Source organism: Pseudomonas petroselini (genome assembly GCF_045037875.1).
Lineage (GTDB): Bacteria > Pseudomonadota > Gammaproteobacteria > Pseudomonadales > Pseudomonadaceae > Aquipseudomonas > Aquipseudomonas petroselini.
This window is the reverse complement of record NZ_CP173614.1, coordinates 4055062-4079091: the sequence shown is the minus strand read 5'-3', so window position 1 is coordinate 4079091 and position 24030 is coordinate 4055062. Positions and strand designations below refer to the sequence as shown.

27 protein-coding genes and 1 pseudogene are annotated in these 24030 nt (G+C 56.4%); 13 read left to right on the top strand and 15 right to left on the bottom strand.

What is annotated here, in order from left to right; translation table 11 throughout:
* Positions 1-87: 87 nt before the first annotated feature.
* The 3 genes from ACI512_RS18770 to ACI512_RS18760 form a co-directional block, all read right to left on the bottom strand.
* Positions 88-564: a TetR/AcrR family transcriptional regulator gene (locus tag ACI512_RS18770; protein WP_405121266.1), complete on the bottom strand. Its 477-nt coding sequence runs from the start codon at positions 562-564 to the stop codon at positions 88-90.
* A 515-nt stretch (positions 565-1079) separates the two neighbouring features.
* Positions 1080-2450, bottom strand: a complete 1371-nt coding sequence (locus ACI512_RS18765) for an outer membrane protein transport protein (protein ID WP_231808885.1) — start codon at positions 2448-2450, stop codon at positions 1080-1082.
* A gap of 248 nt (positions 2451-2698) precedes the next feature.
* Positions 2699-4342, bottom strand: coding sequence for a GMC oxidoreductase (locus ACI512_RS18760; protein WP_231808884.1), 1644 nt, complete (start codon positions 4340-4342; stop codon positions 2699-2701).
* Positions 4343-4526: 184 nt separating this feature from the next.
* Between ACI512_RS18760 and ACI512_RS18755 the strand changes: the two genes are divergently transcribed.
* The 7 genes from ACI512_RS18755 (at position 4527) to ACI512_RS18725 (ending at position 9581) form a co-directional block, all read left to right on the top strand.
* Positions 4527-5372: an alpha/beta fold hydrolase gene (locus ACI512_RS18755; protein WP_231808883.1), complete on the top strand. Its 846-nt coding sequence runs from the start codon at positions 4527-4529 to the stop codon at positions 5370-5372.
* Positions 5373-5408: 36 nt separating this feature from the next.
* Complete coding sequence (locus ACI512_RS18750; RefSeq protein WP_231808882.1) at positions 5409-5807, top strand: helicase; 399 nt, start codon at positions 5409-5411, stop codon at positions 5805-5807.
* A gap of 20 nt (positions 5808-5827) precedes the next feature.
* Positions 5828-6541, top strand: coding sequence for a winged helix-turn-helix transcriptional regulator (locus ACI512_RS18745; protein ID WP_231808881.1), 714 nt, complete (start codon positions 5828-5830; stop codon positions 6539-6541).
* Complete coding sequence (locus ACI512_RS18740; RefSeq protein WP_231808880.1) at positions 6531-7787, top strand: NADH:flavin oxidoreductase/NADH oxidase family protein; 1257 nt, start codon at positions 6531-6533, stop codon at positions 7785-7787. Before ACI512_RS18745 ends, ACI512_RS18740 begins: the two co-directional genes overlap by 11 nt.
* A gap of 494 nt (positions 7788-8281) precedes the next feature.
* A complete protein-coding gene (locus tag ACI512_RS18735) occupies positions 8282-8902 on the top strand; it encodes a hypothetical protein (protein WP_405121265.1) in 621 nt (206 codons plus the stop codon).
* 186 nt (positions 8903-9088) lie between these two features.
* Entirely contained in the window at positions 9089-9286 is a 198-nt protein-coding gene (locus ACI512_RS18730; protein WP_043205324.1) for a hypothetical protein, read from the top strand.
* A gap of 115 nt (positions 9287-9401) precedes the next feature.
* Entirely contained in the window at positions 9402-9581 is a 180-nt protein-coding gene (locus ACI512_RS18725) for a hypothetical protein (RefSeq protein ID WP_082893868.1), read from the top strand.
* A 44-nt stretch (positions 9582-9625) separates the two neighbouring features.
* Here the strand turns inward: ACI512_RS18725 and ACI512_RS18720 are convergent, their stop codons facing one another.
* Positions 9626-10066, bottom strand: coding sequence for a hypothetical protein (locus ACI512_RS18720; protein WP_064052398.1), 441 nt, complete (start codon positions 10064-10066; stop codon positions 9626-9628).
* A gap of 73 nt (positions 10067-10139) precedes the next feature.
* On the opposite strand from ACI512_RS18720, the gene ACI512_RS18715 reads away from it, so the two are divergent.
* A complete protein-coding gene (locus ACI512_RS18715) occupies positions 10140-10550 on the top strand; it encodes a proteasome subunit beta (protein WP_236379535.1) in 411 nt (136 codons plus the stop codon).
* Here ACI512_RS18715 and ACI512_RS18710 read toward each other — a convergent pair.
* Positions 10543-10890, bottom strand: a complete 348-nt coding sequence (locus ACI512_RS18710) for a hypothetical protein (protein ID WP_064052396.1) — start codon at positions 10888-10890, stop codon at positions 10543-10545. The genes ACI512_RS18715 and ACI512_RS18710 overlap by 8 nt on opposite strands.
* A 60-nt stretch (positions 10891-10950) precedes the next feature.
* Entirely contained in the window at positions 10951-11397 is a 447-nt protein-coding gene (locus ACI512_RS18705) for a hypothetical protein (RefSeq protein ID WP_064052395.1), read from the bottom strand.
* Between the two features lie 76 nt (positions 11398-11473).
* Between ACI512_RS18705 and ACI512_RS18700 the strand changes: the two are divergent.
* A pseudogene (locus ACI512_RS18700) lies at positions 11474-11890 on the top strand (putative metallopeptidase); the annotation flags it as partial.
* A gap of 147 nt (positions 11891-12037) precedes the next feature.
* On the opposite strand, the gene ACI512_RS18695 reads toward ACI512_RS18700, so the two are convergent.
* Positions 12038-12364 (bottom strand): DUF2388 domain-containing protein, encoded by a 327-nt coding sequence (locus ACI512_RS18695; protein WP_231808874.1) that lies wholly within the window; start codon positions 12362-12364, stop codon positions 12038-12040.
* 449 nt (positions 12365-12813) lie between these two features.
* Between ACI512_RS18695 and ACI512_RS18690 the strand changes: the two genes are divergently transcribed.
* The 3 genes from ACI512_RS18690 (at position 12814) to ACI512_RS18680 (ending at position 14167) form a co-directional block, all read left to right on the top strand.
* A complete protein-coding gene (locus tag ACI512_RS18690) occupies positions 12814-13239 on the top strand; it encodes a hypothetical protein (RefSeq protein WP_236379537.1) in 426 nt (141 codons plus the stop codon).
* 72 nt (positions 13240-13311) lie between these two features.
* Entirely contained in the window at positions 13312-13734 is a 423-nt protein-coding gene (locus ACI512_RS18685; RefSeq protein ID WP_236379538.1) for an RDD family protein, read from the top strand.
* Positions 13735-13780: 46 nt separating this feature from the next.
* The gene (locus ACI512_RS18680) at positions 13781-14167 is read left to right on the top strand and encodes a hypothetical protein (RefSeq protein WP_236379539.1); all 387 of its coding nucleotides are present in this window, start codon (positions 13781-13783) and stop codon (positions 14165-14167) included.
* Between the two features lie 135 nt (positions 14168-14302).
* On the opposite strand, the gene ACI512_RS18675 is transcribed toward ACI512_RS18680, so the two are convergent.
* From ACI512_RS18675 to ACI512_RS18665, 3 genes are all read right to left on the bottom strand, one after another.
* On the bottom strand, positions 14303-14521 hold the full coding sequence (locus ACI512_RS18675; RefSeq protein WP_231808870.1) for a hypothetical protein: 219 nt from the start codon (positions 14519-14521) through the stop codon (positions 14303-14305).
* Between the two features lie 214 nt (positions 14522-14735).
* Positions 14736-15017: a hypothetical protein gene (locus ACI512_RS18670; RefSeq protein WP_043205329.1), complete on the bottom strand. Its 282-nt coding sequence runs from the start codon at positions 15015-15017 to the stop codon at positions 14736-14738.
* Between the two features lie 205 nt (positions 15018-15222).
* Positions 15223-15750 (bottom strand): DinB family protein, encoded by a 528-nt coding sequence (locus ACI512_RS18665; protein WP_236379540.1) that lies wholly within the window; start codon positions 15748-15750, stop codon positions 15223-15225.
* A gap of 125 nt (positions 15751-15875) precedes the next feature.
* Between ACI512_RS18665 and ACI512_RS18660 the strand changes: the two genes are divergently transcribed.
* The gene (locus ACI512_RS18660; RefSeq protein ID WP_236379541.1) at positions 15876-16565 is read left to right on the top strand and encodes a tellurite resistance TerB family protein; all 690 of its coding nucleotides are present in this window, start codon (positions 15876-15878) and stop codon (positions 16563-16565) included.
* A 1287-nt stretch (positions 16566-17852) separates the two neighbouring features.
* Here ACI512_RS18660 and ACI512_RS18655 read toward each other — a convergent pair.
* From ACI512_RS18655 to ACI512_RS18635, 5 genes are all read right to left on the bottom strand, one after another.
* Complete coding sequence (locus tag ACI512_RS18655; protein WP_236383133.1) at positions 17853-18674, bottom strand: hypothetical protein; 822 nt, start codon at positions 18672-18674, stop codon at positions 17853-17855.
* Positions 18675-18692: 18 nt separating this feature from the next.
* Positions 18693-19040: a DUF2493 domain-containing protein gene (locus ACI512_RS18650; RefSeq protein WP_236383141.1), complete on the bottom strand. Its 348-nt coding sequence runs from the start codon at positions 19038-19040 to the stop codon at positions 18693-18695.
* A gap of 65 nt (positions 19041-19105) precedes the next feature.
* Entirely contained in the window at positions 19106-21820 is a 2715-nt protein-coding gene (mgtA, locus tag ACI512_RS18645) for a magnesium-translocating P-type ATPase (protein ID WP_405121264.1), read from the bottom strand.
* Positions 21821-22545: 725 nt separating this feature from the next.
* A complete protein-coding gene (locus ACI512_RS18640; RefSeq protein WP_064052032.1) occupies positions 22546-23157 on the bottom strand; it encodes a LysE family transporter in 612 nt (203 codons plus the stop codon).
* Positions 23158-23229: 72 nt separating this feature from the next.
* Positions 23230-24021, bottom strand: a complete 792-nt coding sequence (locus tag ACI512_RS18635) for an AraC family transcriptional regulator (RefSeq protein ID WP_405121263.1) — start codon at positions 24019-24021, stop codon at positions 23230-23232.
* Positions 24022-24030: the final 9 nt, after the last annotated feature.

Below are 24030 nucleotides of genomic sequence, written 5' to 3'. Positions count from 1 at the left end.
GAAACACATGCTTCTAGGCGCTAACTAAATGGCGAGCGACAGTTTACAGCTGTCTAGGATTTCGTCAGCTAACAGCGCATCATCTGGTCAGGCCCGCGACAGTACAATGGCTCCGACCGCTTGTGCCAATAATGAAACGGCCTTGGCACGGGCTTTCTTTTGCTCGTTAGCGGATAGCCCGTAACTCAAACCTGATATTAGCTTCTCTATGCCAGTCTCAAATACGGACTTGATTTCTATACGTTGACGAGCAGCATCGCCACCGAGTGCAGCGATCGCGCACCCTTGGCCGACTGAATCGCGGTGAGTACGGGACACGTAGTATTTGATGAAATCACTCGGATTGGAGTCAGCAGTCATTTGGGAAAGAGCGAACGACGTAGCTTCGATCATCAGTGTCGACTTTGAGCTGAATTGGTTGTAAAACCCTCCATGGGTGAGTCCGACCCCCGCCATCAATTCCTTAACTCCGACACCGTCATAGCCGCGCTCGCGGAACAGCACTGATGCTGATTCGACAACGCGTGTCCGGTTTTTCCGCGCCTGTGCTTTGCTTGTTCTCATTTTCAGACCTCATTTGATTATCTTTTTACTTAGCTGAGTGGGGGCAAAGGTGAACAAAATCCAATCACTTGCCGTCCGGTGGTATTGCATATTATTTTATGCTCTAGTCGAGTTTGTGGGACTCCTTGCCATTATCGCCAGATTGAAAACTTCTATCGAATAGATTATGTGCCGAGATGACGTCTTAACCTGAGTGTCGAATCAGGAATTTTCATTATTTTGTCGATGGGGGGGTTGACTTTTATATCTCAATTATTGAGGTGTGCGATTTAGTGCTGGCTCATATGTCTAATAGTAGATTTAAGCCCTCCTGGCTGTGGATTCCCTTTTGTTTCTGAAGACTTTGGGTTTAAGTCGAAGAGTTTGGCATTGCATCATCAGGATTTTTCCAGTCGGAGTTACCCGAGCGGCTTAAGTACTGGGGCGATTCATGTTGATTTTATAAGAAACGCGCAACGCCGTTTTAGTCAGCAAGAATGGCGATGGCATCATTCAAGATGCCACGCCAAAGGACGTCAAAATCGATGTGTTAGCTGTGCTGCCATGATGTGTGCGCTATTGTTGTATTTAGCGCTAAATCCGGGTTGCAAGCCGTTTGTATCGGTTTGATTAACGGATGTGGTTGACTCCCATAGATAGGTATAGGCGATATCGATAGTCAGATCAGGGTTGGGTGAGTAAGCGGCCCCAAAAGCCAGAGCTTTTCGGTTTCCTACTGGAAGTCGCACGTTTCGGTCGGAGTTGCGGGCCGGTGAAGGATCAACAGCCAAGCCACTGCGAAGTAGCCACTGTGAAGAAAGTTGGTACGAGACGCCAAGAGCGGTCGCCACAGTATCATGAAGTTTAAAGTCGTCTCCAACGGTACCGAATCCTAATTGTTGCCCCAGGGAGGGTAATCCACTATTGGTTGCTTCAATTCTCTGGATTCGACTCCAGCGAGTCCAGATAGCACCTGCGTAAACAGTCCAGCGCTCATCAAAGTGATGGGTAAATGATGTATCCAATGACTCTGGCAGTGTCACATCCATCTTGTTGTTGTATTTTCCATCGAGGCCAAGTGCAATGGGGCTGTCACTTATTTTTGTGTGCCCATCAACATGGAAGTCGAGTTTTGAGTGATAAGTCAATCCCCAGATGGTTGATTCGTTCAAGTCAACCATCAGGCCAAAGTTATAGCCAATGGCAGTGTCATTGCCCTTTACAGTAAGCTGCGTGTCCTTTCCATCATTCAAAGCTCCGGTGGCTAAATAAGACTGGAGGGTGTTATCAATACGATTGAATGTGGTGCCAATACCAATAGCTAATCGATCGTTTAAGCGATACGAGATAGCGGGGTGTAGTGTTTTAACCTGAACCTTGCTGTAGGAGCCGTGGTAGCGACCTTGGAAGGAACTCTCATAATCATTAACGAGGCCGTATGACGCATATAGACCAATGCCGGCGGTAAAGCGATCATCGATAGGCGAGGAGAAATATCCAAAAGGGATAGCTGTAAGAGGTACGGAATTGCCGTCAGTGGTGCCTGACGCCGTGCTTTTTGCTTCGCTTATGTTAACTTTTGCGTCAATTAGTGCCAGCCCGCCGCTTATCTCTGTTTGTTTGATTTTACTTAAACCCGCCGGGTTACCATAGACGGTGCTTGCGTCTATGGCTGACGAGGAACGGCCGGCATAAGCAGTCCCCGCAGCACTAGCACTTTGTTCGTTGAGCGCAAGTCCATTTGCCCATGAAGCGGATGGACTCCCTAATGTCAGTAATAGAGTTGCCCCGAAAAATATTGAGCTGCGCGGGGCAAGGTCTGAGTTTGTTTTAAGTTTTGATCGGTCGTCAGGGCAGGGATGAGGTGTCACGCCAGTTGATGGTTCAACTATTTTTCTTGTATTCATTGGATGACCCGTTTTTATTTTTAGTCTAAGGCGATGGTGCCGTTTCCTGCTAAGGAAGGCAGTTATTTAATGTGACATCTGTATTTATTGTGGACATGGATAGTTGTTCCCCCGGTAAACCAGGGCAAACGCTGTCGCTGATCGGTCTCTGCAATTCGAGACGTTTATCAGGGGGCTTGGTCGCCACATCCATATGGCGCAACGGTTCTGCTCTTGTTGCCGAGCGCGTTAGCCCGTGAAGCAACCCGTTACTCCAACTGGGTCATCGCAATCCGAGTTTCGACTTGAGAACTCCCTTTCACTGGTATGTGCGACATCGCGTGTTCCGCCAATGCAGTGATCGTCAGACTGGGGTTCACGCCGAGGTTGGCACTGAGCATTGATCCGTCGCAGATCAGCAGGTTGCGATATCCAAACACTCTATTTTGCACGTCCATGACACCATGGCCTTCGGATTCCGCCATGGCGCAACCGCCCATGCAATGCGCGGTTGTGGGAATGTTGAAGAGGATTTCGCTGAGGAAGGTCGTCGCTATACCACCTAGCGCCTTGGCACCCTTCTCGACGAAGGCATTCGCTTGCGGGATGAACGTAGGAATAGGGCCACCCTCTGTCTCCAGACGGCTTCCAAACGGCCAGTACCAGCGACGTTTAAGGCGCATATTGATATGAGCATCGACCGTTTGCATCACAAGCAACAACATGTTTTCCCGTGCGAAGCCTCTGGGGTTGTGCACTCGAAGGGCCTGTATCGGGTGCCTGAGTAATGTCAACATCCAAGTAGCGATTCGCCTCCAGCCTGGGCGACCACCGCTCATCAGCGTCATCATCAGCCCTATGGCATCTGACCCTTCTGGATAGCGTACGACACCTATATGAGTATGCTCGTCCAGATAGATGCTGGCCCCGCCCGCCAAGCCTGGCGACATACTTGAGTCTGTGGAAGGGAAGCGGACGCCGATAAGTGATTCGGCGTTGGTGCGTATCCGGTTACCCAGATCCTGACTGATACGAGGCAGAGAGCCTTTCTCCCTGAGCCGGAACAACAACTCCATCGTCCCTAACGAAGATGCCGCGAGTACCACGCCGCGGGCGCGGAAGACCCGCTTATTCTTGCGGAACCAGGAAGTCGAACATTGCGTGTGGACCTCGTAGCCTTCGCTGCCATCCACCTTGCCATTCAAGGGGCGGACGTCTACGACTTGAGTTTGCGCAAAGACTTGAGCTCCGTGCTTCTCGGCCAAAAACAGGTAGTTCTTGTCGAGTGTGTTCTTGGCATTGTGTTGGCAGCCCATCATGCAGCCGCCGCAGCCCACGCAACTGCCTCGCTCCGGGCCTTCACCGCCGAAGTACGGATCAGGATAGGTTTTGCCTGCGACCTCGCCCTCTGGAGCGAAGAAGGTGCCGACATTGGGTGCGTGAAAGGTGTGGGCGACGCCATTTAGCTCTGCCATCCTTTTAAGACGCAAATCCGCTTCTCCCAGGATTTTTCCTTCAGTCACTCCCAGCATTCTCTCGGCCTCTGCATAGTGCCTTGGCATGATGCTCTTCCAATCTGCCAGACCTGCCCAGGAGCCCTCGTCCCATACCTTATCCGACGGTCTCAGCAGTGCGTTGGCGTAAGTGATGGAGCCTCCGCCGACCGCATTGCCGCTTGCGACGACTACATGTCGAAACATCCGCATGCTGTAGAAGCCGAACATTTTCAGTGCAGGCATCCACATCCATCTACGGAGATCCCAGTTGCTTTTGGGAAAGTCTTCGGCATGCCAACGGCGCCCCATTTCCATCACGCCAACACGGTAGCCCTTCTCCGTCAGCCGGTGCGCCGAAACGCTGCCGCCGAAGCCCGAGCCTATGACGATGAAGTCAAAGTCGAAAGCCAGTTCCACGTTACGCTCCCATTTTTATTTTTTTGTAGAGGTCATGGCCTGCGAAAGCAAAGCCGGGCCCAGTCACGAATTCACTATACGATTCGTATTTCATTAATGCTATATTTTTTGTATAGTAAAAATCGGTGGTCACAGGCTAGAATTGCTCCAGCCTCAGAATCCGAAACCGCTCGTGAGGAAAGATATGACCGATACGCATCAGACTGCCCCAACCCGATTCTGCGAGATCGACGGCGACCGCTTCGCCTACCGCAGGTGGGGAAATACGGCCACCGAACAACCGCCGCTGCTGATGCTTCAGCACTTTCGCGGTGGCATGGATCACTGGGATCCGCTGATGACCGACGGCCTGGCACAGAGCCGGGAAGTGATCCTTTTCAATGGTCGTGGCGTGGCTTCTTCATCCGGCCAGCCACGTCGTCGCATTGAAGACATGGCTGATGATGCCGCCGCCTTCGTAAGAGTCCTGGGCCTGGAGAAAATAGATGTATTGGGCTTCTCGCTTGGCGGCTTCCAGGCGCTGGATCTGACATGGCGACATCCCGCACTTATTCGTAAGCTAATGCTATTGGGTACAGGCCCTCGGGGAGGTAACCCGGACATGGAACCCCAGGTACTGACGGCCGCGCCGCGTCCAGTTCCGATCTACGAAGATTTTGAGTACTTGTTTTTTGGCCGTTCCGAGGTGGCAAAGCGAGCTGCAAGCGAATTCTGGGATCGCCGGCATCTGCGCGAGGATCAGGATCCGCCTACATCGCAGGAAGTTGCATCAGCGCAGATCGAGGCAAACATGCTGTATTTGCCGAGGGTGTCCGAAGACGATCCGTTTGCCTACTTGCGTCAAATCAAGCAGCCGACGTTTATCCTCAATGGCGTGCACGACGTAATGATTCCGACCATTAACTCGTTCTACATGGCGCGCAATCTGCCGAACGCGCAGTTGTTTATTTATCCGGATGCCGGGCACGGCGCTCAGTTTCAGTGCCCGGAGCGCTTTCTCTATCACGCCGCCAGGTTTCTCAGCGAATAACGTCAACCCCCGACTCACCGACTCAAGGTTGTCACTATGATCAAGTTCAAGTTTCTGTTGTGGATGTTCACTCAACTGCTGAAACGGCAGGTCAGAATAAATCCCGATTGCGCTCGTTACATCGCAGGCGAGGATCTTGTGTTCCAGATCCGTACCGATGCGGGCATTGGCCGCTATTTCATCATCCAAAACGGCGCCATCCGCTCCGTTGCCGGCCTGGCCGACAATCCGCGCTTCACTTTGAAATTCAAAGACGCCGATAAGGGTTTTGCAATTCTCTCGGCCAAGGACAGCCAGGCCGCGTTCCTCCGGGGGCTGGGCAGCGAGGAGTTGGTTATCAGCGGTGATTTCCTCAAGGTAATGTTTTTCCAGGGACTGACTGCTTACCTGCAGCCACCCAAAGTGATCGCTCCCTATGACCGCACTGCCTTCTAACGACGATGGCGCCTGACAAAATGCTAAACAAAACGTACGGGCAGCTTTGTCCGATTGCCAGAAGCCTCGATGTGTTAGGTGAGCGCTGGACGCTTTTGGTGCTCCGCGAACTGCTATTGGGTCCAAAGCGGTTTAAAGAGTTGCTGGCGGTATTGCCCGCAATGGGGACTAACCGGTTGTCCGCACGCCTGAAGGTACTGGTAGACAACGGAATCGCCAAGCCTGCTACAGCGCCAATGGCCGCCTACGAACTAACAGAGTTGGGGGAGCAGTTGCGCAAACCACTGCTCGCTCTAGGACTCTGGGGGCTGAGCTTGCCAGTGGACGAACGCATCGATCCTGCGACTGCACGCGCTGAACTCATAGCCCTCAGCCTCACGGGCATTGGTCGCTCCGATGCAAGCGCTGAATTGTGCGCCACATACGAGTTTCACGTGGGAGAGGAAGTCTTCCATATACGGGTTGATGACAGCGAGATGCTCGCGCGCTCAGGCAATGCCCCGTTGGCCGATGTGGTCATCCACTGCGATCTGAATACCTTTATGGCGCTGGTCCTGCGACAAATTTTGCCGGCAGACGCGTTGCGCGAAGGTCGGGTTCATCTACCGCACACACAGCTCGAAACCTTCGAGCAACTGTTTCAAGTGCTCGAGTTCAATCCGGAAAACTTACCGGACACATTGCTTGCGGCTCTTCCTCATTCCAGCCTTGCGGGAACACCAAATGAAAACTGAGACAAATCTGCTGAACCGATCCCTGCAACTGCCCAACGGAAGTGTACTGCGCAATCGACTGGCCAAGGCATCGATGAGCGAGACGCTGGGCACTTACAATAACCGGCCTACCCTAGGGCTGGTCGAACTGTACCGACGCTGGGCAGCTTCCGGTCTGGGACTTATCATTACGGGCAATGTGATGATTGACCGTCGAGCCCTTGGCGAACCAGGCAATGTCGTCATTGAAGATGAGGAGGATCTGCCGGTACTGCAACAGTGGGCGAAGGCTGCTACCGACCAAGGGGCGGCGATCTGGGTGCAACTCAACCACCCTGGCAAACAATCGACAAAGGGTCTGAACGCCAGCAACCTTGCTCCGTCGGCTGTTCCGTTCCGAGAGGATATGGCTGCCTTTTTCGAAACCCCGCGTGAAGCCACTGTTGCCGAGATCCAAGACATCATCGAGCGCTTCGGGCGCAGTGCCGCCATCTGCAAAAAAGCCGGATTCAGTGGTGTGGAAATCCACGGAGCACACGGCTACCTGATCAATCAGTTCCTCTCACCCCATCACAATCGGCGCGAAGACGAATGGGGTGGCACACCGGAAAAACGCCGTCGTTTTGTGCTGGCCGTCTACGCCGAAATTCGACGCCAGGTCGGAGCGGACTTCCCGGTGGGGATTAAACTCAACTCGGCTGATTTCCAGCGCGGTGGCTTCACTGAAGAGGAGTCGATGGAAACGATCCGCGCGCTGGTCGACGCTGGTATTGATCTAATCGAGATATCCGGTGGCACCTACGAGGCTCCCGCCATGAATGGTGCAATGCATGAGCCGAAAAAAGGCTCTACCGTAGCGCGCGAAGCCTACTTCTTAGAGTTCGCCGCGAAGGTTCGAGCTAATGTGCAAGTGCCCTTGATGGTCACAGGCGGTTTTCGCACTGCTGCAGGGATGAACGAGGCACTGCGCTCTGGATCGCTGGATGTGGTCGGTCTGGCACGACTGCTGGCCATTGATCCGGATGCGCCGGCGGCGTTGCTGAAAGGGAGCGACAGCGATCAACAGGTGCGCCCCATCAATACCGGTATCAAGGCCGTGGATCGCATGGGGATTATGGAAGTCCTCTGGTACACCGGACAACTCAAACGCATTGCCAAAGGTGGCGAACCTCGCCCCAACGAAAGTGGATTCTGGGCGTTCCTTAAAGCTGCGTTCGGCAGCGGGTGGGGGGCATTCCGCACTCGCCGCTTGCGTGCCCGCTCCTGAAACCGGCATCAGCTGCGAGTCCCGAGACGCTGCCCTCCGCACCACTCGGCCGCTTTATTGCAGCACTGGCGTTGACCTCTTACTCGGGTCGTCCTTTGTCTCGTCGATAGACTCAATTGACAACAAAGCCCCTGGGGTTCTCAAAACCGAGGCAGCTCGCATGTTGAGGGTATGCATAGAGGTAGAGAAAATTTAGAACTGAAAAATTTCTTTACTTTCAATGACATAGAGAACGGTTCGATTCCGGCTTCGGCACCATCTAAAATCAAGGGTTTGCGGGCGAAAGCTGATGCAAGCCCTTGTTTGTTTCCGGTCCGCAATAAAACAACGGGTCCGCAATTCACTTCGTTGGTGAGACTTTCTTGCCTTTGCGGTTGCGGATGTACTGCTCGGTCATCACGACAGTGGTATGCCCAGAGAAAGCCCTGTGATCCGTTTCCAGACTGTCCGGTAGTAGTGATAACGTCTGCGCTGCAATCCCTCGAGACGGCCAGATGAATCATCAAAGACCCGCTAGCGCCGCAGCAACCAATGCTGGCGGGCTAAGTACTGCCCACCCGCCTATTTGGTATTACGGCCCCGAAATACCAATTATCGGAAGCAATGGTATGGGTGTTTTTGGCTTCTCTCTTGCGCTGCTTCTGCTTTTACCGGGCTACGGGCTTGCGACGTTCCTTTTCACAGGGCCGGACGTCATTCAGGGTGTGCAGCCTAACCAGGGTGAGAGCCTCACAGCGTCATCCTTCATTCTGATAATGCTGGCCAGTGCAGTGTTCATTGGTGCGTTCTTTGCTTGGGTTGTCTCTGAGCCTCAAGTGCAGGCCTTCACGTTCGACGAAAACCAGCAGCTGTTGACCCTCACCCTAACTCGTCGTTGTCGAAGCCCCGTTGAAGTACACGTACCGTTTAGCGAAATCATCTCCATCCGCCCTTATGTGATGACATCGTCTGCTCATGATGGACATTTTCGCGTCGTGTATCGCGCAGCGAAGGGCAAGGTTTTTGAGCATCGTCTAGGGGACGGTACTTCTCTCGAAAATATTGAGTTTCATGGTGCGTGGTTGCGTGGAATGTTAGGAGGGCGAATGGGCGAGCTGCTAGATCTCGACAAATGAAAGCAGCGTAAGCCAGTCTTGATCCGCACTACTGATCCCAAAGTAGAGCGAAAGGAATTATGAAAGCCTCGCCTTGTGCGGGGCGTTTTCGTTTTCTGCCGTTCGTCCAGTGCTCGGCACTCGCTGTGACCTGCCGACTCCCATGTTTAAGCGCGGATATCCCGAGCGTTAGAACGGAGAGCCAGCATGGAAATCAATGAAAATGCACCAGGGAATATTTCCCAGCAGGATGTAACTCGCGGCACTGACAACGAGACAGGGCACGACCCGAAGCGCGATGAGGACGGTATCCCGTTGCCGCCAGACGATGACGCGCCGCTCGAAGAGGACATGTCGGATGTAGACGCCGCTGATTCGGTAGCAAGCGAGCATCCTGACAACTGAGTAAAATCAGCCTGCAAACCCGTCCTTTGAGTCGGGTTTTTTATTGCCCATGGAAAGGTCGATTCAGCAAAAGGAATGTGCGGATGTTGAAAGAATTCAGATGCGGTAACCCACCCTGAATCTTGAGCTGATCAACTCCATCGCCTGCGGCCTTATCGCGTTTTGGGCGACCTTGTGCGTACTGAGCGGGAAGGTGAGGGACGGGGTAAAGGTCTGGCTGTGCCGGACGCTGCACTGCGAGCACTGCCTGCACTGTGACAAGGCGCCTGGTGGCGTCGAGCGCCGGGTCAAGTGATCCACGCCACGGTTTAGAATGTGCAAAATCGCAGCGCTGGATTTTTACGGTGTATGAGTGGGACTAGATGACGCGGCATAGCAAGCGCGCAAAGTCTGTTGATATTGGTCCATCATTTCTTTAAGGGAGCCAACCCTCTCGGGGTAGTACTTCATTGCCGAGCTGATATCGGACCTTATATCGTCGACATCCGATTTGATGGGCGTGCACCGATCGTTTTCCAACTGACGCACTCTCTCTTCTGAAGCTGCGAGGGTCGCGGCCTGTTTGTTGTACGCCCCTATCCATTGGTTGAGTGAAGTATTTAGGCTGTCGTTTGCCTTTCTGAAGTCTTCGACTCGCTCCCTTACGTTTGTTAGGTCGCTGTCCTGACGACCGTAGTGAGCGGCTGCTCCAGCTATCGTTGTAGCGACCCCCAATGCGAATGACCAAAATGCAATTGTTAGTTTGGGGCGGAGAGGGCCAGCTTGTTGCGTTTCACTCATGTGGACGTCCTTGTGATTTGACAACTATCAATACCGGGAACCATTCACCCATTCAAGGCGGGGTAGCACATCGATGACGACCATTACTGATGACGACTGCGAAAAGTTGGAGACGGTGAAGGGTATGCATTTCTTTCGTACCGGTGGGACGTGCGATTTCGACGCATTGATCGCAGCCTATTTCGGTACTACTGCGTCGGCGCCCGTCGAGGCATCCGGATACGCGGTAGATGGCGGCACGCTCTGGCTGATCGCTCACGACGATAAGACGGGCTTCTGGAAGAACAGAATCAGGCTTGATCGTGTCGACGCCATTGGCAATGGGTCGCCGTTTGCGCTTACGGCAATGGACATGGGGGCAACCGCTGTCGAAGTTATTGAGATGGCCCAGAAGCGCGACACATGCACTGGCGGGCAGGTTCGAATGCTGGTAGTCCTGTCGGATGTGTATAGCCAGACTGCAATGGCTGTCCGGGCTACGTGATAGTTTTCGATGGGTCGGAGATCAGAGGGCAGCTGTACGCAATCTGGATCGCCTTGCGATACGAGTCACTGGTAACACGGACCACAGGGTCACCATCAGCCATTGGGATTCCGTAGACTGGTCCGCTCACGTTCTCTACGGCCAGTTCTTCCGGCGGGAGCCAGGCCCCCTCGTTAGGTGCAAAGCCAGCCGAAGACAGCTTGTCGTCGGTGTATTCGACAACGATTGACGCCTTGTCTTTATCTGCTTGGCTGAACTCCGGAGCTGAAAGAACGAGCTTTGCAGCGACATAGTGCATTGCTCCCACCCAGAGGTGGTGGGGAAGATGGTGATTACTCATTTCCGATCTCCAGCCGTTGTTATGTAGGGTGTGCCGCAGGTGGGTGCGGCACGGCCTTAATTATTTGTCGGCGAAGGTAATCTTTGTGCTGACGACCATCTTCCCATCAACGGTAATTTTGCAGGCGGTCTCAGGGGCTGACTTATCGGCGTGGGTCTTGAGGGGGTCGCATTGAAGTAGCCCAGTCTTGTCGCCGAGCGGCACATTAATCCCTTTTGTCGTCTCACTTAGGTGCACTTTGAAGAGGCGGTGATAAGCGGGGCCAGCCATGATCACTGGATCGCCATCAGTAAGAAGTCCATTGATTGGCGCCGCACATAGCATTCCGAAAACCCGTTCGCCGCCAATGATGTTGGCGTCTGCGTAGCAGGCTCTTTGCCCACGCTCTGTGGCAATTTCGGATGGACCTTTATTGGTCCAGGTTTCCTTCGGGGCAGAGGCGCATCCGAGGAGAGTTGTAGCTGCCAATAGGCAGGTTGCAGCAGCGCGAACAAGAGCAAAAGACATGAAGGTGAGCTTCCTTACTTAGGGAAGTCGCCATCAATACCGGCAACGCGCCACTATTTCAAGCTCAAGGTAACTTATGGATAGGCCAAACCCTCCATCGTCACTTCTTGAGCTGTCTGACCTCTCCGATTTCGGTGTCCGCCTGACACCAGCCACCGAATTGTGGGAATGGCTCCAAGCCGAGATCCTTGCCGACACCGGCAGCATTCACAACGAAGACCACGGCTACCTACCGGATGCAGACATCCGGATCATGTGGGCGTCGTCGAGCTTCGAGAAGAAGGGGCGCACAGTTTTGGGCCAGGCCGAACAGGCAGCGTTTCGCGCTGGGGGTTGGCAGAAGGCCCGTATGGAGCAACAGATGCGTGATTGGTTCGGCGAGGTGCCGGCCTACATCAACACTTTTGCTGCTGACTGCTGCACTCAGTGCAGTGACACCGACTTCTGCGCCTTGGTACAGCATGAGCTTTACCACATCGCTCACGCCAATGATATCCAAGACACTAAATCGGACATTGATACGCATATATCGAACTCATTCGCGTGGATTAGGGACGGCATTGTGGGCGGGTCCCGAGATTAGTTTTGTGGGGGCGTCAAGCCAAGAAGCTCGGCACTGCTGACAGCTTGACGGCCGACCTCAGAATGAAGCCGCGATTGCCTGGGCCAGTTGCTGGTCAGTCATCAACGGTGGCGTGTAAGTCGTACGATAAAAGCGCACCGCCTGCTCAAACTCTGCACCACGAATCTCGCTGTCCGAACCGATGAATGCCAGAGCATCGGTCTTGGCTGACTTGAAAATCTTTGGAGGCTCGGTTGTGAGCGATGTGGTTGCTCCAATTAAGATGGTTGGGAAGGAAATTGTGATAAATAGTCCTGCAGCGACAGGGTTGACGTTGTCACCTGATACGGCCTGAGTGTTGACCGATGCCAGTAGGGCTAACGCCAGAATCTTCCATGAGTCCATTCTTCGTTGATTCCATTTGCTGTCGATTGGGGCGATACCTTAGCAGAGTGAGTTCCCGCACGGGGAGGAGGAGCTAGAGTAAGTGGATGGCGAATACACCTACCTTTTTGCCAACCAGCGGGCCAACCGCACGAAGGTGCTAGTGCATGACGGCGTTGCGAATAAAAGCCAGTTGGGCGAGTGAAATCGATCAATTGCTGCCGCATAAGTGGTCGCCGGTTTAATGACGCGAGGCTTGATGGCTGGACATATAAAAGGGAAGCCCTTGTTTTTTCGGTCCGCAATAAAACCTCTGTTTTCCCCTGAGCTTCGCAAAGGGCTCGCTGAATGCTTCCGTGTGCTGAATCACGTTCATTTAGTTGTTTACCGGTAACTTCATGATCCGCTGAGCGTCCTGTAGACTGCGATGGTTGGCTGGATTGTCCGGCCTTTCGCTAGATCTAGCAGTTATGGCCAGAAGTACATCTCAGGTACGAAACCCCTCAAGCCCGGCAGTGGTTACGTTATCGGCGGTCTATTGCTTTTTTCTGACACTTAAAATTGGCTACTGGCTCGTCGGCGATGGCTGGGATAAGGCCAGAATGGGTGATATCCCGATAATCCTGATGCTCCCCGCGGCATTGACCTGCATCCTGTTGGCCGTAAGTGGCGTGCTGCTGTGTCGGCGCAGTGCGAAATCCTCTTGGTTTCTATTGAGTTCATTGCTGTTCGGGCCGGCGCTGATTCCGCTGATGCTGCCGGAAACTTTCCTGATAACGTCCAGCCTATACCTGAAGGTTGCCTGGTTCGTGCTGCCGGCAACCCTGCAAGCAGTCCTGCTGGTTGCCATTTGGATCTATAGCCTGCAGATGCGTAAAACGGGCTACCTCAAGTAATCCAAACAAGTTCAGACCCCGGGAGCCGCGCTAGGCTTTGTTTGAAATTTAATACAATTGGAGCGTCAACGCATGGAAGTGAGTACTACTCAAACTGAGTACCGCAAGCCAGCCAACCTGGCTGGACTGGGGCGGCGGCTGGGAGGGCAATGGATTGACTCCTTGATCACCCTTTTTGTTTTATTTGCCGTAGGAAGAACGGCTGAGTTTGTGGGTGTGTCTCCAGACGCGGTCGGTATTCTGGCTTTTGGCTCCGCCGCGGCGTATTACCTATTTTCAGACGCAATGCCCAACGGTCAAAGCGTGGGTAAAAAGCTGCTGGGGATGTCAGTAATTGACGAGCGCAGCCACCTGAATTGCAATCTATATCAATCTTTCATGCGAAACATCACGACGCCCATCCTGAGCATTTTTGACTGGATATTTATTTTCTTTGGTTCACGGAAACGGCTAGGAGACATGCTCGCATCCACGGTAGTGGTCCGATTCAAGTAGCTGTAACCGCTACATCGGCGCAACGTTACAGCTCTGAGGGCGCACCTTGGCACTATCCATCTATTACACTGCTCGGCGAAAAGCACCGCTCAGCTTGAGCGAGATAACTGTCGTTGAGTCGATTGTCCATCGCCACTGCGTAGACGATCAAATCGAACGATTTATTTCTTTCGGCTCCGGCCTGAACTGGGAGTCATTCGATTTTTCAATAAACGTAGAGCCGGGCCGTTTTCTAAAGAAGGGCCTCGTGTTTTCGGGCTCTACCAAGCTCCCCGATAACCAAGAAGACGCGACATGGATTGGCGTACAGCATTGGTGTAAATGTTTATCGGAAATTCGTATCGCGGTGTCTGGTTGTGAGTGGAATGTTCAGGTCGAAGACCATGAAATGCAGTGGGACGCAGCAGTCAATGCTTATGACCCAACACGATAAGAAAGGCGTGTGCGGGACTGTCTTGGCAACCGCCAATGCGCTGCATAAGGTGAGTGGGAGGTTCAGTTGCCAATACCAACAGTAAATGAATGTTTTTAGGGAGGATGACGGCGTTGTGAGTTATCCCGCCTTATGTCATTCGCGCCGACCATAGAAATAGCTCAGGGCTATCAGCTCAATCACACCCACGAAAAAGCACAGAACCACGAAGCCAGGGCTGAAGACCCGCTTGCGGCCGTGTGGATCTGCGTCCAATCCCGTCGATCCGCCATAGCCGGAGAGCGTCGTTACAAAAATCACCCAAGCCCACACTCCAACCTTGCTCCAGAAGCTCTGTTCTCTCCATGCAGTCATGGGGCTATCCCGCAGTCCGTTGATTCACGTTAATTGCACTTCATCGCGGTCGCTCGGCGTTGAAGGGCTCTGGCCTTGGAGTAGGTTTCGTCGTAAGAGGCTCCAGGCTCGCCCCCTAAGGCACGAATTATAGGATGTAGGAAAGGTGCGTTAGCAAGTTAATGGAGGGTGCAAAAAAGCCCCGGAACATCCAGGGCTTTTTTACATCGGTGGCTTAAACGAAAGGCTGACCACTGAAACCGCGTGGCAAACGCTGCAAACCGGGCAGGTCGGTGAGGCGTTGTGTCCATGCACTGCGCCAATCAACGGCGGTAGGGGTCTTGGCCTTGCGGTTGGCGCGGCGGGCGGCGTTGCGCTGGGTGCGGCGCGCGTCCTTGTAGGCTTCGGTATTGCGGCAGGTACGGCATTTGACTCGGTTCAGCTCGGTGCTGGAAGGGAGGTTGGTGCCGTGGTGGCCACAGGCTAAGTGACCTGCGACCTTGAAGTGAATGACCATGTAAGCGTCTCCTTCTTGGGGGTACGCGCATCGGTAGACCCACAATGCACGCGGGGAGGGCGGGGCGGTAAAAAATCCCGGCACCTGGGATTTCGACCCCATTGGCGAGGCAGCGTTCGGTTTTGTTTGCGGGCCTGTTCAACCCCAGGGCCGCTGCCGCGGTGAACGTGTGCGTTCCCGCGTTTGATGCAGGCGTACGCTGAATTCAGTCGATCAGCGCCAGCAAGTCCGTAGTGCCCACATCCAGCCCTGCTTGGCTCAACAGGGTGGTTGCCTGGCCCCGGTGGTGGGTCTGGTGATTGAAGAAATGCACCAGCAGGCTGAAGAAGTCTTTATCGGCGGCGACACCTCGCATGTTGTGGTAATGCAGGCGATGGTCCAGATCGGGGTCCTGCACCGTGTGAGCCCAGTCGACGATCAGTTGATCCAGCCAGGCGCGATGGGCTGACAGCTCACGGATATCGGCAAAGGCCAGTTGCTTGAGATCGGCAGGGGCTGTGATCGCACTCAACGGAGCCAATGCCGCGTAGCCTGCGGGATGCTCGGCAAAACGCTTGAGCCAGACCGTGTCGCCCAAGGCCAGATGGTTCAGCGTGCCGAGGATCGAGCCGAAAAACGCCTTGCGGTCCATGAGTAACGCCGCGTCCGACAGCGTGCCGGCCGCGTCATAGAGCTTGCGGTTCATCCACTGGTTGTAGCTCGCCATCAATGCGAGGTGCTCAATCCGGTTCACTTGGGTTTTCTCTCACAGGCACGGTGACGCCATGATAGGCCGTGCCCGCCCGGCGGTCATGGTGTTCCGACAGCGGCGGGCTATGGTTGGTAGACGTCAACACTGCGCCCTGGGAGGGTGACACCATGAACAGCAGCGACTTACTGGAGCAACTCTTGCGCGCCGGGCAAGGGGGGAGTGCTTCCTCGGGCGGCCTGGGTGGGCTGCTCGGCGGTTTATTGAAAGGTACCAGCACTGGCAATGCTTCGGCCGGTGGTGGTTTGGGTGGTCTGTTGGGCGGCCTGGGCGGTCTGTTGGGAGGTGCCACTGGCGCGCGTCCGGCTCAAGGACGCTCTGGCGGGATGAACTATGCAGCGCTGGCTTCCCTGGGCATGGCGGCATTCCAGGCCTACCAAGCCTGGCAGCGCCAGCAAGCCAATGCCCCGCAGCAAGCCTTGCAGACTGTGGACCAGCTTGACGGCGCCGAAGCTGAGGCCCATAGCCATGCGGTGTTGCGTGCCTTGATTGCTGCCGCCAAAGCCGACGGCCGCATTGATGAAAAAGAGCAGCAACTGATTTCCAGTGAACTGGGCCGGCATACCGACGACCCGCAATTGAAGCAGTGGCTTGATGCTGAGGTTGCCAAGCCTCTGGACGCGGCGGACTTCGCCGAATTCGCCAGCGACCCGGCTGTTGCGGCAGAGGTTTACTTGGCCAGTGTGATGATGGTGGATGATCAGCAGGACGCCGAACGCAACTACCTGGACGACCTGGCGGGGCAACTGCAGATCGACCCGCAATTACAACTGCGCCTGGAACAACAGGCCAAGGCCTGAGGTAAAACAGAATTCCAGGCTAAAGCAAATCCCCTGTGGGAGCTGTCGAGCTTTAGCCAGTCTGCGATAGCGGTGTGTCAGGCGCTGAAGATGCCCGCAGTACCGCCGCCTTCGCAGCCTCGCTGGGGCTCGACAGCTCCCACAGTTGATCTTCGTCGTGGCTCAAATTGCGCTCGCCGCTACGACCGAAATCCCACTTACACAGCCGATCCCTTGTGGGAGTTGTCGAGCTTTAGCGAGGCTGCGATAGCGGTGTGTCAGACGCTGAAGATGCCCGCAGTGCCGCCGCCTTCGCAGCCTCGCCGGGGCTCGACAGCTCCCACAGTTGATCTTCATCGTGGCTCAAATTGTGCTAGCAGTTGCGACCGAAATCCCACTTACACAGCCGATCCCTTGTGGGAGTTGTCGAGCTTTAGCGAGGCTGCGATAGCGGTGTGTCAGACGCTGAAGATGCCCGCAGTACCGCCGCCTTCGCAGCCTCGCTGGGGCTCGACAGCTCCCACAGTTGATCTTCGTCTTGGCTCAAATTGCGCTCGCCGCTACGACCGAAATCCCACTTACACAGCCGATCCCTTGTGGGAGCTGTCGAGCTTTGGCGAGGCGGCGATAGCGGTGTGTCAGGCGCAAAAAAAATGCCCGCAGTACCGCCGCCATCGCAGCCTCGCTGGGGCTCGACAGCTCCCACAGTTGATCTTCGTCTTGGCTCAAATTGCGCTCGCCGCTACGACCGAAATCCCACTTACACAGCCGATCCCTTGTGGGAGTTGTCGAGCTTTAGCGAGGCTGCGATAGCGGTGTGTCAGACGCTGAAGATGCCTGCAGTACCGCCGCCTTCGCAGCCTCGCTGGGACTCGACAGCTCCCACAGTTGATCTTCGTCGTGGCTCAAATTGCGCTCGCCGCTACGACCGAAATCCCACTTACACAGCCGATCCCTTGTGGGAGTTGTCGAGCTTTAGCGAGGCTGCGATAGCGGTGTGTCAGACGCTGAAGATGCCTGCAGTACCGCCGCCTTCGCAGCCTCGCTGGGACTCGACAGCTCCCACAGTTGATCTTCGTCGTGGCTCAAATTGCGCTCGCCGCTACGACCGAAATCCCACCCACACAGCCGATCCCTTGTGGGAGCTGTCGAGCTTTAGCGAGGCTGCGATAGCGGTGTGTCAGACGCTGAAGATGCCTGCAGTGCCGCCGCCTTCGCAGCCTCGCCGGGGCTCGACAGCTCCCACACTTGATCTTCGTCTTCGATGAAAAACGGTGTCTGTGGGCGCCACCGAAGTACGGGTGGCCGCTAGAAACGCAGCGTGGCGCCGGTGGTCAGCCATTGCGCACGCTCGCCGATCAGGCTGCGCCCGACCACCAAGTCGATGTCGACATATTCGCCCAAATGGAACCTCGGCCCGGCCTGCCAGGCCTGATCACCGCCTTCCTGGCCGTAACGCTCGGCGATCAGCGTCAGCAAGGGCGCTGCCTGGTACTCAAAACCCGTGCCCCAGGTCAGGCGGTGTTGCTGATCACCGTCGTTGTAGGCATGGGACCAACCGGCATTCAGGTTAAGTCGCAGTGCCTCCAGCGGCTGCCACGTCAACGGGATGTTGACGTCGGCACCATCAAACCCGTGCCGGCGATCCAGCGCAAAGTGCGCGCCGGCTGCCACGGCCATTTGCAGCCCCAGGTCATCCCGTGACCAGACCTGTGCCTTGAGCTGCGGGCTCACCTGGGTTTCGCGCGTGTCTGTGCTGCTGGCGCGTGACAGCGCCGCGCCCCACTGCACCGACGGCATCGCGGCGAAGGTGCAGGCCGGTGACAGCGTTTCATTATGGGTACTGCCGTTGTGCCGGTTCGCGGTGGACCAGGCGTCGATGTTGCATTCGCCTGGCGCATTGATTGCGCCGTCGTCGACCCCATAAGCACCACCGGCCGCGTTGGCTTTTGACAGAACGGCAAGCGTCAACAACGTGCCCAGGGTCAGCCCGATAAAGATCAGGTTGCGCTGCAATGCGCGACGCTTGGCCGGCGGCAGTAGCAGTAAGGTGTGGCGTGCGCCTCGGGCCTGACGCGCACGGTATTTGGCAAACCCGTCCTTGCGCAGTGGAAGGTGTTTTTTGTGCATGATGCACCTCGCTTGAATTCAGCTTTCTACGGTCAGCACCGAAATGCCGTTGGCTTTGGCCTGGCAAACCAGCTCGCAGGTGTCTTCCCCGCCTGGCAGGGCGATGACCACGTCAGGGCGGCTGTCGGTCAGCATGAAATGGTTGCGCTGGCGTTCCGCCTGCTTGCCGTGGCGTTGCCAGTTGGGCGGGTAGCGCACCACGTCGATGCCCAGTTCCCGCGCCCACTCCTCGACGTCGCTGCCGAGGAATTGGTTGCCGCCGTGGATCAGTACCTGCACCGGGCGCAGGCGGTGGTAAGCGTCCAGCACTTGGCGGGACATTTTGGTGTCGGCGTAATGACGACCTGCACAGATCAAGACGCGCATAAGGTATTTCCTTGTAGTGCGCGGTGGCGGCCGGGCGACCGCCACCGTTTAAACGGCGGGGGCGATCAGTACCACTGCTTGAAGCGGCGGATGTAGATCGTCTTCATCAGTTGGGCCACGCAGCAGTAGCTGACCAGGGTGCCTGCCAGCCATGGGAAGTACGCCAGCGGCAGCGGTTGCAGGCCCACCAGGGTGCCCAGCGGCGAGAACGGCACGTAGATCCCCAGCACGATCACCACGCAGGTCATCATCAACACCGGCCACGCGGCGGTGCTCTGGAAGAACGGGATCTTGCGGGTGCGCAGCATGTGCACCACCAGGGTTTGCGAGAGCAGGCCCTCGATAAACCAGCCGGACTGGAACAGGGTCTGCATTTCCACGCTATTGGCCGCGAACACGTACCACATCAGCGCAAAGGTGGTGATGTCGAAGATCGACGAGGTCGGCCCGATCCAGATCATGAAGCGACCGATGTTTTTCGCATCCCACTTGCGCGGCTTGGCCAGGTATTCCTTGTCCATCTTGTCCCACGGCAGGGCCAGTTGGGAGATGTCGTACATCAGGTTCTGCAGCAGCAGGTGGATCGACAGCATCGGCAGGAACGGAATGAACGCACTGGCCACCAGCACCGAGAACACGTTGCCGAAGTTGGAGCTGGCGGTCATGTTCAGGTACTTCATGATATTGCCGAAGGTTTCGCGGCCCTTGAGCACACCTTCTTCCAGCACCATGAGGCTCTTTTCCAGCAGGATGATGTCGGCCGATTCCTTGGCAATGTCCGTCCCGCTGTCGACCGAGATACCCACGTCGGCATCGCGCAGCGCTGGCGCATCGTTGATGCCGTCACCGAGGAAGCCCACGGTGTGGCCGTTGGCTTGCAGCGCCTTGAGCACCCGCGACTTCTGCAGCGGCGTGAGCTTGGCGAATACGGTGCGTTCTTCCACGCGGCGCAGCAGGGTGGCGTCGTCCATCGCTTCGATTTCAGCCCCCAGCAGCGGTTGGCCGGGTTCCAGGCCGACCTGGCGGCAGATCTTGCTGGTGACCACGGCGTTGTCGCCGGTCAGTACCTTGACCGCCACACCGATCTGTTGCAGTGCCGCAATCGCCGGGCCAGCGGTTTCCTTCGGTGGATCGAGGAAGGTCAGGAAGCCCTGGATCACCAGGTTGCGCTCATCGGCGGTGGTGTATTGCTGGCGTGCCATTGATTTAGGGATGTGACGGCTGGCCACCACCAGCACACGGAAACCGTCTTCGTTGTAGTCGTTGGCAAGCGCCAATAACACTTCACGGCGACGCTCATCCAGCGGCACGGCTTTACCGGCTTCCATCACATGCGTGGAAATGCTCAGCATCTCTTCCACGGCGCCTTTGCACACCAACAGTTGGTCGTCGGCGGCATCCTTGACCACGATCGACAGGCGACGGCGGACGAAGTCGAAGGGCAATTCATCGACCTTGCTGTACGCGAACGGCACCTGGAACTTCGGGTTCTGCTCGGCAAACTGCACCACCGCCTGGTCCATCAGGTTCTTCATGCCGCTCTGGTGATAGCTGTTGAGCCAGGCCAGGGACAGCACCGCCTCATCTCGCTGGCCGAAAGCGTTGACGTGATGTTCGAGGATGATCTTGTCCTGGGTCAGGGTGCCGGTCTTGTCGGTGCACAGCACGTCCATCGAACCAAAGTTCTGGATCGCGTTGAGGCGCTTGACCACCACTTTGCGCTTGGCCATGGCGGTGGCGCCCTTGGCCAGGTTGGCGCTGACGATCATCGGCAGCATTTCCGGGGTAAGGCCGACCGCAACCGCCAAGGCAAACAGAAAGGCATCGCCCCAGTCGCCCTTGGAGAAACCGTTGAGGAAGAACACGATCGGCACCATTACCAACATGAAGCGGATCAGTAACCAGCTGACGCTGTTCACCCCACGGTCGAAGGCGGTTTGCACCCGCGAGCCCACAATCGCCTTGGCCAGGGAGCCAAAGTAGGTGCGCGGCCCGGTCGCGACCACCACGGCTTTGGCGCGGCCGCTGACCACGTTGGTGCCCATGAAGCAGATGTTGGGCAGGTCCAGCAGGTTGCCTTGGTCGGCGGTCACCGGCCCGGCGGATTTCTGCGTGACATCGCCAAGGGTGTCGTACTTCTCCACCGGCAAGGCTTCGCCGGTCAACACGGCCTGGCTGATGAACAGGTCGCGGGATTCGATCAAGCGGATATCGGCCGGGATCATGTCGCCGGCCGACAGTTGCACGATATCGCCAGCCACCAGCTCGCGCATTGGTATCTCGCGCAGGGTCGGTTGGGCGCCCACTTGCTCACGGCGCAGCACGGTGGCTGTGGTGCGCACCATGGCTTTCAGGGCTTCGGCGGATTTGGCCGAGCGGTGTTCCTGCCAGAAGCGCAGCAGGCTGCTGAGCAGCACCATGGTCATGATAATGATGACTTTGGTGGGGTCCGCGTCTTCGCCTTCCTGCATCGGCAGCCAGCAATCGGTGAAGAAGCTGATGCCACCCAGGGTCAGCAGTACGTAGATGAACGGGTTGTTCAGTGCCTGCAGGAACTGGACGATGGCGTGAGGCGGCTTGTCGTGGGCGACTTCGTTGTAGCCTTCCCGTTGCAAGCGGGCGCTTGCATCCAACTCGGTCAAGCCGTCCTGGGTGGCACGCACGTTCGCCAGGGTGGCCGACAGCCCGTTGTGGGCTTCGCGCGCGGCACGCATCGACAGTTTGATGTCAGCGGCGGTGCTGGTTTTTTTGTTCAATGGGACGTTTTTTATAGCGCTCATGGTGTGTGCTCCTGTCGCCAACTTTTCGACAAAACATACCCGGTACTTACCTGAATACAGGCGAGCGAAAGCATGCCGAGTCGCTAACTTCGCGATCGGTTTAAATGAGGTGCTTACATAACTTCTACTGGCGCGTTAGTTAACGAGCGCGCAGCGGACTACAACTGGAATGGTTCATAAAGACCTCCAGGGTTTAATCAGGAAACGGCTGTTTCAGTGGGGTTGAATGGCGCGAGCGCTCAGCAAAAACCCAGGCTGAAAACCTTCGGTCTCTGTGGGTCTTGGGGGGGAGGGTGCGACACCGGTCGTGCGCTGCGGGAGAAACACCACGCAGGTAACACAACGCTTGGCGCGCAGGGCTGCGGCCAGTGTAGATGGATCGGGCAAAGCATGGGTTTTGAAGGTCATAACACACCTCGGGACCGGACGGGCGACCGGCGAGGCAGTTACGGTGGAGCATCGAGCTCTAGCGCAGCTTACCGGACCGGGAAGCGAGTCCTGTCATATTCTGGGTTTGGCGCCCGATGCCCGCTGATGCGGTGCTCGGACAGCGACTAGATACTGTGTCCATTGGCTTCTTTTGTGAGGTTTAAAAAAGGCCCAAGTTGCGGGCACGGGCAATCTACTCAGACGGTTACAAAATGTCAACGCATGATTAATTAAATGATCCGCTGTTCAGAGTTCATTCAGACAAGAGGCGTTCGAAAGTGAGTGCATATATAACTTCATATACCCAGTGCCGCGAGAACTGCCAGATAGATCAGTACTATCCCGCACGTGCCATAACTGATGCGTTGCCACAACGGTGATGCGTTCTTGCGCAGCAGGTTGACCAGCGCTGCGATCAGAAAACACGACAGCACCGACGCCAGCATGAACCCGGCGAAAAACATCAGCGTCTGCCCGTGGCTCGGCGTGGCACCGACGATGCCCGACAGCGCACTGCCCAGCGCGCCCCAGTAGACAATATTCTTCGGGTTGGCCAGGGAAATCGCCGCGCCCACGGCCAGCGCATTTTGCCGGGTGGTGGTGGGGGCATCGTCTGGTTCTGGCAGTTTCCACGCATCGATCAGGCTACGCACGCCCAGCCAGGCCAGGTACAGCGCGCAGACAACGGTCAACGGCACGCGCACCGCGTCATGCTGGATCAGCAGGGCGATTCCGGTCAGGCCGATCACCGCCCACACTGCGTCGCCGACCAGGGAGCCGAACTGCACCAGCAGCGCCGGGGTGAACCCGTGGAGTAAGCCACGGCGCAAAGTCTCCGCCAGCACCGCGCCGGGCGACAGGCAAAACACAAAACCGAATATCAGCGCGTAGAAAAAGATCGTCAGCATGCCCGCATTCCTTCAAGAGAGGGGGGCAGTTTGGCGATAAGCAGGGACGCTGTCTTGGACCAGATTGCGCTGTCAGCGCTTCAACACGCTTTGATAGCGACCGGGTGTGATGCCGTAGGCGGCGCGGAAGTGCCGATTGAGATGGCTTTGGTCGGCAAACCCGAGGTCGTGGGCGATGTCGGATACCGCCACGCCTGCCCGCAACAGGCCCTTGGCCCGACGGGTGCGTAACTGCATGGCCCACTGACGCGGGCTCAGCCCGGTTTCTTTCTGGAACGTGCGCAGCAGGTGGAACTTGGTCAACCCCAGTTCATTGCTAAGCTGCTCCAAGGGCAATGTCTGATGCAGGTGTTCGGCGAGCAATTCCTGGGCGCGGCTGATCAGGTGTTTGCCTGGGGCGGCGCTGCCCGCGAGGCGTACGCCACTGAGGCTGACCACCTCACCGAGCAGCAGGACCAAGGCGTCTTCGTTCAGTTCGCGGGCACGCGCCTCATCGCTCAATGCGCTTCGTACGGTCTGCGCCAGTCGCCGGGCGAGGTCCGGCTGAACACACAGCGAGCGATCAAACTCCACGTGTGCCAGCCCGAGGTCGGCGGCCAATTGGTCGGCGCTGACGTACAGGCTCACAAACTGCCACGGCGCGCCATTCGCCGCACCCCCGCCCTGGATCTGCCCAGGGTTGTACAAGGTAATCGAGCCCGGCCCGGCGTCGAATTCCCGGCGGTCCAGCCAGACCTTTTCCTCGCCGACCAGGTTCACGCCGATCACGCATTCATCATGGCTGTGGCGGGCAAAGGTCAGGCCGGTGCAGATGGTGCTGCTGATTTCGTAGGGCCCCAGCCAGGCGTGTTGCACGGCGCTCATCGATTCGAC